11 protein-coding genes are annotated in these 11,649 nt (G+C 73.2%); 7 read left to right on the forward strand and 4 right to left on the reverse strand.

The window, feature by feature from the left end; all coding sequences use genetic code 11:
- The first annotated feature begins 11 nt into the window (after nucleotides 1-11).
- The 5 genes from ACWDVG_RS08590 (at nucleotide 12) to ACWDVG_RS08610 (ending at nucleotide 2,320) form a co-directional block, all read left to right on the forward strand.
- Nucleotides 12-500 (forward strand): gas vesicle protein, encoded by a 489-nt coding sequence (locus ACWDVG_RS08590; RefSeq protein ID WP_451697474.1) that lies wholly within the window; start codon nucleotides 12-14, stop codon nucleotides 498-500.
- A gap of 4 nt (nucleotides 501-504) precedes the next feature.
- Nucleotides 505-1,323 carry a GvpL/GvpF family gas vesicle protein gene (locus ACWDVG_RS08595; protein WP_451697475.1) on the forward strand — a complete coding sequence of 273 codons (819 nt, stop codon included), beginning with the start codon at nucleotides 505-507 and terminating at the stop codon, nucleotides 1,321-1,323.
- A gap of 98 nt (nucleotides 1,324-1,421) precedes the next feature.
- Complete coding sequence (locus ACWDVG_RS08600; protein WP_451697477.1) at nucleotides 1,422-1,634, forward strand: gas vesicle protein; 213 nt, start codon at nucleotides 1,422-1,424, stop codon at nucleotides 1,632-1,634.
- Nucleotides 1,621-2,007 (forward strand): gas vesicle protein K, encoded by a 387-nt coding sequence (locus ACWDVG_RS08605; RefSeq protein ID WP_451697478.1) that lies wholly within the window; start codon nucleotides 1,621-1,623, stop codon nucleotides 2,005-2,007. The genes ACWDVG_RS08600 and ACWDVG_RS08605 overlap by 14 nt, the downstream gene beginning before the upstream one ends.
- Nucleotides 2,008-2,050: 43 nt before the next feature.
- Nucleotides 2,051-2,320, forward strand: a complete 270-nt coding sequence (locus ACWDVG_RS08610) for a CsbD family protein (protein ID WP_451697480.1) — start codon at nucleotides 2,051-2,053, stop codon at nucleotides 2,318-2,320.
- A 180-nt stretch (nucleotides 2,321-2,500) separates the two neighbouring features.
- Here the strand turns inward: ACWDVG_RS08610 and ACWDVG_RS08615 are convergent, their stop codons facing one another.
- Nucleotides 2,501-2,647, reverse strand: coding sequence for a hypothetical protein (locus ACWDVG_RS08615; RefSeq protein WP_451697482.1), 147 nt, complete (start codon nucleotides 2,645-2,647; stop codon nucleotides 2,501-2,503).
- Nucleotides 2,648-2,732: 85 nt separating this feature from the next.
- The gene (locus tag ACWDVG_RS08620; protein ID WP_451697484.1) at nucleotides 2,733-3,809 is read right to left on the reverse strand and encodes a serine/threonine-protein kinase; all 1,077 of its coding nucleotides are present in this window, start codon (nucleotides 3,807-3,809) and stop codon (nucleotides 2,733-2,735) included.
- A 246-nt stretch (nucleotides 3,810-4,055) separates the two neighbouring features.
- Here ACWDVG_RS08620 and ACWDVG_RS08625 point away from each other — a divergent pair, with 246 nt between their 5' ends.
- Nucleotides 4,056-4,508 carry an SRPBCC family protein gene (locus tag ACWDVG_RS08625; protein ID WP_451697486.1) on the forward strand — a complete coding sequence of 151 codons (453 nt, stop codon included), beginning with the start codon at nucleotides 4,056-4,058 and terminating at the stop codon, nucleotides 4,506-4,508.
- 282 nt (nucleotides 4,509-4,790) lie between these two features.
- Here ACWDVG_RS08625 and ACWDVG_RS08630 read toward each other — a convergent pair whose 3' ends face one another.
- Both ACWDVG_RS08630 and ACWDVG_RS08635 read right to left on the reverse strand, forming a co-directional pair.
- Nucleotides 4,791-6,521: a thiamine pyrophosphate-dependent enzyme gene (locus ACWDVG_RS08630; RefSeq protein ID WP_451697488.1), complete on the reverse strand. Its 1,731-nt coding sequence runs from the start codon at nucleotides 6,519-6,521 to the stop codon at nucleotides 4,791-4,793.
- A 58-nt stretch (nucleotides 6,522-6,579) separates the two neighbouring features.
- Complete coding sequence (locus ACWDVG_RS08635; RefSeq protein WP_451697490.1) at nucleotides 6,580-6,807, reverse strand: DUF5133 domain-containing protein; 228 nt, start codon at nucleotides 6,805-6,807, stop codon at nucleotides 6,580-6,582.
- Between the two features lie 326 nt (nucleotides 6,808-7,133).
- Between ACWDVG_RS08635 and ACWDVG_RS08640 the strand changes: the two genes are divergently transcribed.
- Entirely contained in the window at nucleotides 7,134-11,162 is a 4,029-nt protein-coding gene (locus ACWDVG_RS08640; RefSeq protein ID WP_451697492.1) for a HAMP domain-containing protein, read from the forward strand.
- The last annotated feature ends 487 nt before the right edge of the window (nucleotides 11,163-11,649 follow it).

An 11,649-nucleotide genomic window follows, 5' to 3' on the forward strand; every position in this document is an offset into this window, starting at 1 on the left:
TCGAATCCGCCGTGGCTGCATCAGACCCCCGGGGCCCTGGCCCCTCTCCCACCGCCTCCGCCTCCGGCTCCCTCTACTCGTACGGCCAGCCGCAGGGGGCGAACCTCGCCGACATCCTGGAACGCGTGCTCGACAAGGGCATCGTCATCGTCGGCGACATCCGGATCAACCTGCTCGACATCGAGCTGTTGACCATTCGCCTCCGGCTCCTGGTCGCCTCGGTCGACAAGGCGAAGGAGATCGGGATCGACTGGTGGGAGCACGATCCCGCGCTGTCGTCGCGGGCCGGCCGCCACGAGGAACTGGAGGACGAGAACGAGCGCCTGCGCGCCGAGGTGAAGGCGCTCCGGGCACGCGCCGCATCCCGGGGCGAGCTGTCGAGCGGCGGGGCGCCCCGACGGCGCCGGACCTCCGAAGGGGCGGAGCCGGACCGGCCGCCGGAAGCCGAGCCGAGGCGCAAGCGGGAACGGGAGCGGGAGCGGCGGGAGCCGCGGGAGTGACGTCATGGGCGCGGAGTTGAGTTACGCGTACGCCGTCGTGCGCCCCACCGCCTCCCTGGCGGAGGGCGCGCTGCACGGCGTCGAGGGCGTCGCGCCGGGAGCGGACGCGGGAGCCGTACGGCTGGTACGTGAGGGGGACCTTGCGGCGGTGGTCAGCTCCGTGCCGGAGTCCGACTACTCCGAGGCCGCCCTGAAGGTCCACCTGGAGGACCTGTCCTGGCTGGAGCGGGTGGCCAGGGCCCACCACGACGTCGTGCGACTGCTCGCCTCGCATACCACCGTGCTCCCGCTCCGACTGGCCACGGTGTACGTCGACGACGACCGCGTCCGCGACGTGCTGCGCCGGGGGGAGGCGGCGTTCAGGGGCCTGCTGGACCGGTTCGCCGACCACGAGGAATGGGGGGTGAAGGTCTACGCCGAGGCCCCGGCTCCCACCGCCCCGGTGGAGGACGAGCAGGCGGACCCGCCCGATCCCGGGCGCGCCTATCTGCGCCGCCGACGCCGGCAGCGCGAGGACCGCGGGGCCGCCTGGTCCGCGGCCACCGAGGCGGTGCGCCGGATCGAGTCGGAGGCGGGCGACGTGGCCGTGGAGCGCGCCCGGCACCGGCCGCAGCAAGGCCCGATGGCCGTCGGGACGGGCGAGAACGTCGCCAACGACTCGTACCTCGTGCCGGAAGGCCGCGCCGAGGAGTTCCGGGAACGGGTGGGGCGCGCGGCGCGCGACCTGACGGGCGTGCGGGTCGAGATCACCGGGCCGTGGGCACCGTACTCGTTCGCCGCGCTCGCCGGAGTCGAGACGCCGGAGGAGGAGCACCGGCCATGACGGCGCGCGACCACGAACCACCGGCACCGGCACCGGCACCGGCACCGACGCGGACACCGCCACCGGCACCGCCTCCCCCTCCGCATGCCGAGCGGCAGGTGGCGCTCGTCGACCTCCTGGACCGGATGCTGACCGGGGGAGTGGTGCTCACCGGGGACCTGGTGCTCTCCATCACCGACATCGACCTGGTGAAGATCTCCCTGCGCGCCGTCGTGGTCGCGGCGGAGGCGGACAGCCCGTGGGCCCTCACCTCCCTGGGCGCCCCGGACGCGGGGGAGGATCTGGAGGTGCGGCGCCGTGACCCGGCCTGACCGGAGCCGGGAAGTGGCCGACGCGGCGCGACGGGCCCTCTCCCTGCTCCCGGCCGCCCCCGAGGACCTCGCGCGCGTCGACAGCGAGGCGCACCGCCCCGTGCCGCGCCTGCGCACCGACCCCGAGACGGTGGAACGGGACCTCGTCCGGCTCGTCCTCACCGTCGTCGAGCTGCTGAGGCAGCTCATGGAACGGCAGGCGCTGCGCCGGGTGGACCAGGGCGACCTCACGGAGGACCAGGAGGAGCGGCTCGGACTGACGCTGATGATCCTCCACGACCGCATGACCGAACTCTGCGAGCGGTACGACCTCACGCTGGAGGACCTCAACCTCGACCTCGGCCCGCTCGGCACGCTCCTGCCACCGCCCTGAGAAGGGGCGCCGGGGAGAGGCGGATGGCCGCCGGAAAACCCGCATGGCAGCCCGGTCACGGGGCAGCCGCCCGGGTGACTTCACCGGCGCGGTGCCGCGCGTCCGCGTCGCCGCGGAGAACGTCGAGCAAGGGGTTGTGATGGCTACGGGCAAGAAGGCCAAGAACGTCGGACACAAGGTCAAGGGAAAGGCCAAGGAGACCACCGGCAAGGCCGTCGGCAACGAGAGCATGGAGATGAAGGGGCGGGCGGAGCAGGCCAAGGCCGACGCCAAGCAGGCCGGGGAGAAGGGCAAGGACACGTTCAGGCACTGACCGGCGCGCCGTCGGCCGCCCACGAGGACGCCCCGCGCCCCGCGCCCGTACGGCGAACGCGACGACGCCCCGCGCCGAACTGCGCGCGGGGCGTCGGTCCGTGGCAGCCGCCCCTCCGGGCGGGTCCGCCCATCGGCGGCCTGGTGGCGGACGTTCGGTGGCGGCCTTGCGTCGCGGCCGTCAGTGGCGGCCGCGCAGCTTGCGGAGCAGGCCTTGTGCCTGGGCGCGCTTGCGGGGGTCGGCGGCGGCCCGGCGGACGGACGCCGCCGCGCTGCGCCCCTGGGGGCTGCGGGCGAATCGCTTGATGCGGGCGAGCAGTGCGGTCATGGGATTCTCCTCCGATCGGCAGGGCGGGACGGTCCGCTCCTCGTCGTCGAGGGCGAGTGGCCCCGGGCTCCGAGTCCTCGTCCTGTCACTCCGTGTTGCCCGGTACCGCCGTCTCACACCTCGCCGCCTCCGGCGCCGTGGACTTCGCCGCCACCGGCGCCGAGACATCCGCCGCCATCGGCACCGTCCGCGCCGAGGCGTCCGGCTGCCGGGTCAGGCGGCGCAGCACCCTGGGGCCGACGGGCGTCGCCGCGAGGAGGGAACGGTGCCGGTGGCGTCGTCCGTGACCCTGCACCGGCCGACGGTGTACGTCCGCGCGTGCGACGGTGCGCGGGTCGGCGAGGGCCCGGGCGCACGCGGCCGCGTCGGGACGCACCTCGGCGGGCCGGGCCGTCATGGCGGTCAGCAGACCGGCCAGCCCCGCGGGCAGGGCCGGGGGCAGCACCGGCGGACGGTTCAGGTGCGCGAGCGCCGCCTCCAGGGGCGAGCCCCCGTATTCCGCCTCGCCCTTCAGCGCTTCGAGGAGCACCAGACCGAGGCTGTAGATGTCGGCCCGGGGCCCCGCACTCCGGCCCAGGGCCTGCTCGGGCGCCATGTACGAGGCGGTCCCGACGAGCGCGTCGTCCGGCTCGGGCGCGACGGCGTCCCCGGGACCGTCGAAGCGGCGGGAGATGCCGAAGTCCGACAGATGAGGGGTGTCCGCCTCGTCCAGCAGGATGTTCGACGGCGTGACGTCGCGGTGCACGACCCCGTGGGCGTGGACGTGGGCGAGGGCCGAGGCCAGGGCGGATCCGAGCCGGCAGGCCTCCACGGGCGTGAGGACCGCGCGGGCGATCCTCCGCCGCAGGGTCGCCCCGCGGACGAGCTGCATCACGAGGAACGGACGGCCGTCGTCCTCGCCCGCGTCGTACAGCCTGACCAGTCCGGGATGGTGCATCCGCGCCAGGAGGCGGGCCTCCTCGCCGCACTCGGTGCCGGCCCGGCGGGCGTCCGAGGGGCGGAACACCTTCACGGCCACCGGGCGCCGCAGCCGCAGGTCCAGCCCCTCGTACACGTCGGCCGCGCCGCCGCGGCCCAGCAGACGGCCGAGCCGGTAGCGGTCGGCCATCGCGTGCGCCGTCGGCGCGGGATCCGGAGGGGCGGGCATCGCACGGACCTGCATGGGTAGCTCCCTGAGGGTGGCGTCGGCCTCTGCCGAGGGGCCGATCGACGGGTGTGCCGCCCGCCGGGGCGTGCACGGGCTCGCGGCTGTCGCGTGCCCCGTCCTTCCATGAACATCCGCGCCCGTGCCCCCGAGACGTGACGGGTCGGATTTCCAGGACGCAGGTGTGAGGTCCCGGGGACGGGATACGTGAATCACGGCAATCCCGTCCGGATCGGGCGGGCAACCCCGTCGAAAGGTGTTGGCATGTCGAAGGTCGAGGAGTCCGTCGAGGTCGAGGTTCCGGTCCGCGCCGCGTACGACCAGTGGACCCAGTTCGAGACGTTCCCGCGCTTCATGGACGGCGTGGAGCGGATCGAGCAGCGTACGGACACGCTCACGCACTGGGTCACGGACATCGGCGGTGTGCGCCGGGAGTTCGACGCCGTCGTGACCGAGCAGATCCCGGACGAGCGCATCGCCTGGACGACCGTCGAGGGCGAGGCGCGGCAGGCGGGCGTCGTCACGTTCCACCGTCTCGACGACTCCCGGACGAAGGTCATGCTCCAGATGGACTTCGCCCCGGAGGGGCTGACGGAGCAGGTCGGCGACAAGCTCGGGTTCGTCAAGCGCAAGGTGACCGGCGACCTCAAGCGGTTCAAGTCGTTCATCGAGGAGCGTGGCGGCCACGAGACGGGTGCCTGGCGCGGATCGGTCTGACGGTCCGGCGCGGACAGGCGCCTCCGCGCCCGTACGGGCAACGGCTGAGGGGCGGCCCCCGAGTGGGGGCCGCCCCTGCGTGCCGTACGCACCTCCCGACGCGGTCCGACGCGGTCCGGCTCCGTCCGACTCCGTGCGACGCGGTCCGACGCGGTCCGGCTCCGTCCGGCTCCGTGCGACGCGGTCCGACGGGCACAGGTCCGGGACGCACGAGCGCGGGGACGCACGAGCGCGGGCCCACCGAGCGTGAGCCCGGCGAGCCCGCGAACGCGCGGGTGTCCGTCAGGAGCCGCCCGAGGGCAGGTTCTCCTTGATCTTGGCGATGGCGAAGCCCCAGCCCTGCGCGACCGTCGGCTTGGCCGGCACGGCCACCTCCGCGGGGTTCGTCACGACGTCCAGGAGCACCGGGCCGTCCTCCGCGAGCGCCTCGCGCACGGCCTCGTCCAGGTCACCCGGATCGGTGACGCGGATGCCGGTCAGCCCCATCGCCCGGGCCACCGCGGCGAAGTCGGGGTTGTCGAGGACGGTCCCGAACTCCGGCAGTCCCGCCTGCTCCTGCTCCAGCTTGACCATCCCGAGCCGGCGGTTGTCGAAGACCACGAGTTTCACCGGCAGCCGCTCGGAGCGGATGGTCATCAGATCGCCGAGCAGCATGCCGAGGCCGCCGTCGCCGCAGAAGGCCACCACCTGGCGGTCCGGCGCCCACAGCTGCGCGCCGATGGCCTGTGGCATGGCGTTGGCCATGGAGCCGAGGTTGTACGACCCGATCAGGCGCCGGGCGCCGCGCATCCGCACGTACCGCGAGAGCCACACCGTGGCCATGCCGGTGTCGGAGGTGAAGATCGCGTCGTCGGCGGCGTGCCGGTCGACCGCGGCCGCGAGGGCCTCCGGGCGGATCTCCTCCTCCCGGTTGTCGAGCATGGCCCGCACCCGCCCCAGCAGCCGCTTGTCGTGCGCGGGGTCGGCGAGGCGCGCCTGGCCCTCCTCCCACTCGACGAACCGCTTGCGCGACTCGTCCAGGTGGGACCGCGACGGAACGGGCGTCAGCAGCGGAATCAGGGCCCGCAGCGTCGCGCCCACGTCCCCCGCGAGACCGACGTCGACCGGGACGCGGCGGCCGAGGTGCTCCTCCCGCACGTCGATCTGCACGACCCGGCAGCCCTCCGGGTACCAGTCGCGGTAGGGGAAGTCCGTCCCCAGCATGACCAGCGTGTCGCAGGTGTCCATCGCGTGCGCCGCGGCCGGGTTGCCGATCAGGCCGGTCTGGCCGACCTCGTACGGGTTGTCCTCCTCGAACCCCTCCTTGCCCTTCAGCGTCAGCACCATCGGCGCCGAGAGGAGCTCGGCGGTGGCAAGGACCTCCTCGCGGGCCTCCCGGGCACCGCGGCCCACCAGGAGCGTCACCCGGGAACCCTCGGCGATCACCCCGGCCGCCTCGGTCAGCGCCGGGTCGTCGGGGCGGGTAACGGCCGGGCGCGGCAGCGCGAACCGCGTCGGCCGGTCCTCCTCCACCTGCTGGTCGCCGAGGTCCCCCGGCACGGTCAGCACCGCCACGCCCCGCCGGGTCACGGCCGCCCGGACCGCGGACTCCAGGAGCCGCGGCATCTGGGTGGGGGAGGTCACCGTCGCCCGGTAGACGGCCACGTCCCGGAAGAGGAGGTCGTTGTCGACCTCCTGGAAGTAGTCCCCGCCCACCTCCGACAGCGGCACCTGGCCGCAGATCGCCAGGACCGGCGCACCGCTCTTGGCCGCGTCGTACAAGCCGTTGAGCAGGTGCACCGAGCCCGGCCCGACCGTGCCCATGCAGACCGCGAGCTCGCCCGAGAGCTGGGCCCGCGCCCCGGCGGCGAAGGCCGCCGCCTCCTCGTGGCGGAAGCCGGTCCAGTCGATGCCCTCGGTGGTCCGGACGGCGTCGGTCAGCGGATTGAGGGCGTCGCCGACCACTCCGAAGACGTGGCCGACGCCGAGGTCCGCGAGACCGTCGACGATCACCTGGGCGACGGTACGGGTCATAGGGGGTCTCCCTTTCCAACCAGACGGGGCGGCCGTGCGCCGCGGAGGGTTCGCGCGCTCAGGCGGTCAGCACCGAGTCGTCCTCCGGGCGCGCGCCCGGCAGCCGGTGGCGGGCCGCTATGAGTGCCGCGTCCACGTCACGCGTACCGGTGGAGACGCACAGCGTGTACGCGAGGTCGTCCATGCGCCGGCGGACCTCTTCGCTGCCGTCCTGCGCCTGGAGCACCGCGAGCGTCTCGTACTGCTCGATGAGATTGCGCAGGACCACGGGATGGGCCATCAACACGTACTGCTCCCCTCGTCGTCAGGGCGGGACCGCCCGGTTCGACGCACCGTGTACCCCCGCTCCGGCGTGGCATGCGCGGCGGTACGGGCGGGGCGTCGGCCCGCTGCCCCCCATCGCCGTACGCGACCGGAAACCGGTTCGACGGCGGGTTCCGGCCTCATCACACGGCACCGCCCTCCTCCTGTCGATCACCTGGGGGTAGTGTCGTCACGATTGCCGCACGGCAACGATCGCGGCCGGAGCCGTCCTGGGGGAGCGGGCGACCGGCCGGTGACCGGCGCCGGACGGTCCGTGAGCGCAAGCTTGGTGGCGAACGAGGATGGCGCATGTCTGAGACCACGACCAAGGGCTCCTCGAACCGGGGACGTCCCGGGCCCGGCACGGTGGGCGAGCCCGAGCTCCGACAGCTCCTGGCCGGGCTCACCGCGGTGCGGGACGGTGACTTCGGCACCCGCCTGCCCGACGAGGCGGACGGGCTGATCGGCGAGATCGCCACGGTGTTCAACGGGATGGTCGACCAGCTTTCCCTGTTCACCTCCGAGGTGACGCGGGTGGCCCGCGAGGTCGGCACGGAGGGCACGCTGGGCGGGCAGGCCGCGGTGCCGGGCGTCTCCGGCAGCTGGGCCGACCTCACCGACTCCGTGAACGCCATGGCCGGCAACCTCACCACCCAGGTGCGTGACATCGCGCAGGTCGCCACCGCGGTCGCCAAGGGAGACCTCTCCCAGAAGATCGACGTCGCCGCGCGCGGCGAGATCCTTGAGCTGAAGAACACCATCAACACGATGGTCGACCAGCTGTCGGCCTTCGCCGACGAGGTCACGCGCATGGCCCGTGAGGTCGGCACGGAGGGCATCCTCGGCGGCCAGGCCGACGTCAAGGGCGTCTCCGGCACCTGGCGCGATCTCACGGACTCGGTCAACTCCATGGCGGGGAACCTCACCGCCCAGGTGCGGGCCATCGCCGACGTCGCCAGCGCGGTCGCGGGCGGTGACCTGTCGAAGAAGGTGGACGTCGACGCCCGGGGCGAGATCCTGGAGCTGAAGACGACCATCAACACGATGGTCGACCAGCTGTCCGCGTTCGCGGCCGAGGTGACCCGTGTCGCCCGCGAGGTCGGCACCGAGGGCAACCTCGGCGGCCAGGCCACCGTCCGGGGCGCCTCCGGCACGTGGAAGGACCTCACGGACAACGTCAACGTGATGGCGTCCAACCTCACCGGGCAGGTACGTTCGATCGCCCAGGTCGCGACCGCCGTGGCCCGGGGTGACCTCTCCCGCCGGATCACCGTGGAGGCCAAGGGCGAGGTCGCCGCCCTCGCCGACACCATCAACACCATGGTGGACACCCTCTCGGCCTTCGCCGACGAGGTGACCCGGGTGGCGCGCGAGGTCGGAACCGAGGGCCGGCTCGGCGGCCAGGCCCGGGTGCCGAACGTCGCCGGCACCTGGAAGGACCTCACCGACAACGTCAACTCCATGGCGAACAACCTGACCGGCCAGGTCCGGAACATCGCCCAGGTCACCACCGCCGTCGCCAACGGCGACCTGTCGAAGAAGATCGACGTCGACGCCCGGGGCGAGATCCTGGAGCTGAAGACGACCATCAACACGATGGTCGACCAGCTCTCCTCGTTCGCGGCCGAGGTCACCCGCGTGGCCCGCGAGGTCGGCAGCGAGGGCCGGCTCGGCGGCCAGGCCGAGGTCGAGGGTGTCTCCGGCACGTGGAAGCGGCTGACCGAGAACGTCAACGAGCTGGCCGGCAACCTCACCCGCCAGGTTCGCGCCATCGCCGAGGTCGCCAGCGCCGTCGCCGAGGGCGACCTGACCCGCTCGATCACCGTCGAGGCGTCGGGCGAGGTGGCGGAACTGAAGGACAACATCAACGCGATGGTCGGCTCGCTCCGCGAGACGACACGCGCCAACCAGGAGCAGGACTGGCTCAAGTCGAGCCTGGCCCGCATCTCCGCCCTGATGCAGGGCCACCGCGACCTGGCCGTCGTCGCCGAACTGGTCATGGACGAGCTGACCCCGCTCGTCGGGGCCCAGTACGGCGCCTTCTACCTGGCCGAGGAAGGGGCCGACGGCGTTGAGCTCGGCCTCGTCGGCTCCTACGGCCGACCCGCCGGGGACCAGGGCCGGAGCCGCTTCCGGCTCGGCGAGTCGCTCGTCGGACAGGCCGCCCGCAGCCGCCGCACCATCGCCGCCGAGAACGTGCCCGCCGACTACGTCACGATCTCCTCGGGACTCGGCAGCACGGCCCGGGGCAGCCTCGTGGTGCTGCCGGTCGTCGTCGAGGACCAGGTGCTCGGCGTCATCGAGCTCATGTCCTTCAGCCCCTTCACCGCCGTGCACCGGGACTTCCTGGAGCAGTTGATGGAGACGGTGGGCGTCAACCTCAGCACCATCGTCGCCAACGCCCGCACCGACGAACTGCTCGACGAGTCCCAGCGCCTCGCCGGGGAGCTGCGCTCGCGCACCGAGGAACTCCAGGTGCGGCAGGAGGAACTCCAGCGCTCCAACGCCGAACTGGAGGAGAAGGCGGCCCTGCTCGCCACGCAGAACCGCGACATCGAGGCGAAGAACCTCCAGATCGAGCAGGCCCGGCAGGAGCTGGAGGATCGCGCCCAGCAGCTCGCGCTGGCCTCCACCTACAAGTCGGAGTTCCTGGCCAACATGAGCCACGAGCTGCGCACCCCGCTCAACAGCCTGCTGATCCTCGCCCAGTTGCTGGCCCAGAACCCGACCCGCAACCTCACCGCCAAGCAGGTCGAGTACGCCGGCATCATCCACTCGGCCGGATCCGACCTGCTGCAGCTGATCAACGACATCCTCGACCTGTCCAAGGTGGAGGCCGGGAAGATGGACCTCAACCCGGAACGCGTGTCCCTGCGCAGGCTGCTCGACTACGTCGAGGCCACCTTCCGCCCCCTCACCTCACAGAAGAGCCTCACCTTCACGGTCTCCACGGCCGCCGGCGTCCCCGTCGACCTGGTCACCGACGACACCCGCCTCCGGCAGGTGCTGCGCAACCTGATCTCCAACGCCGTCAAGTTCACCGAGCAGGGCAGCGTCGAACTCCGCATCGAACCGGCGTCGGACGACGAACTCCCCGTGGCGGTCCTCCGGGGCGGCCCCGTCGTCGCCTTCCGCGTCGCCGACACCGGCATCGGCATCGCCGCCGAGAACCTGGAGGCCATCTTCGGCGCCTTCCAGCAGGCCGACGGCACGACCAACCGGAAGTACGGCGGCACCGGCCTCGGCCTCTCCATCAGCCGGGAGATCGCCTACCTGCTCGGCGGCGCCCTCACGGTCACGAGCACGCCCGGAGAGGGCAGCACCTTCACCCTCTACCTGCCCGTCACCCGCAACGACTTCACGGAACGGCCCGGCGGCGGTGCCGAGGCGGAGACCTCCCCGGCCCCCGCGGTCCCCGCGCCGGCCGGGGAGGCCCTGCCGGCCCTGCCCGCCGCCAGGCAGAGCGTGCCGACGGCCCGGCCGACGCGGCGCCTCCTCGTGATCGAGGAGCGCCCGCGCGGGCTCCTCGCGGTCGTCGCCGAGAACGCGGTGACCCAGCTCGCCGCCGACGGCGGGCCCTCCGAGCGGGCGGCCATCGAACTGATCGCCGTCGCCGGACCCCAGGAGGCCGCCAGCGCGCTCGCCACACAGCCGTTCCACTGCGTGGTGCTCGACGTCGACATGGCGGACGGCGACGCCCTGCGCTTCCTGGAGGCCATGGACGGCGACGAGGCGCTGCGCACCGTCCCCGTCCTCGCCCACAACAACCGCCGGCTCCCCGCAGAGGAGGAGAGCGCCCTCCAGGAACTGGCCCGCCGCCGTCCGCTGGAGCTCCTCTCCAGCCTCGACGAGCTGCGCGAGCGGATCGCCCTGCACCTGTCCGCCGAGCAGCCCGGCGACGTCGTGCCCCTGGTGCGCGGCGACCACCGGGCCCCGGCGCCCCGGGCCATCGACACCACGCTGCACGGCCGGACGGTCCTCGTCGTGGACGACGACGCCCGCAACGTCTACGCCCTCAGCGGCATCCTGGAGCTGCACGGCATCACGGTGCTGCACGCCGAGAACGGCCGCAAGGGCATCGAGACGCTCCTGGCGAACCCCGCCGTCGCGCTCGTCCTGATGGACGTGATGATGCCGGAGATGGACGGCTACACGGCGACGGCACGGATCAGGGAGCTGCCGCAGTTCGCGGACCTGCCCGTGATCGCGGTCACCGCCAAGGCCATGCCCGGCGACCGCGAGAAGAGCCTCGCGTCGGGGGCCAGCGACTACGTGACCAAGCCCGTCGACGCCGACGAGCTGATCGCCTGCGTGAGCCGGTGGCTGAACGATGCGTAGTCCGGTTACCGTCCTCACCGGTCCGCCCCGGGCTCCGCGGAGCCCGGGCGCACCGTGTCCCCGCCCGTACGGCGGCCCCGAGGCCGCCCCGACCGAGGAGCCAGCGACGTGAGCGGCCCCCGCTTCCGGGGCGGAGACCCCTCCGCGGACCTCCCCGGCGAAGACAACCCGACCTCTGAGACGCCTGAGGCACCCGAGCCGTCGGTGCTGCCCGAGCCGTCTGCGCTGCCCGATGCGCCGGGAGCGCCCGTGACGCCCGGGACGACTGAGGCGTCCGGGACGGCCGGTCTTCCCGGGACGCCCGGGCTGCCCGATGCGCCGGGAGCGCCCGTGACGCCCGTGACGCCCGGGGCGTCCAAGGCATCCGTGGCGCTGGAGGCGCCGGAGGCACCAGTAGTGCCCGAGGTGCCCGGTGCGTCCGAGGCGCCCGGAGCCCCCGAGCTGTCCGAGGCCCCCGGGACTCCCGGTGCGTCCGAGCTGGCCGAGG

Source organism: Streptomyces sp. NPDC003327, from assembly GCF_053589515.1.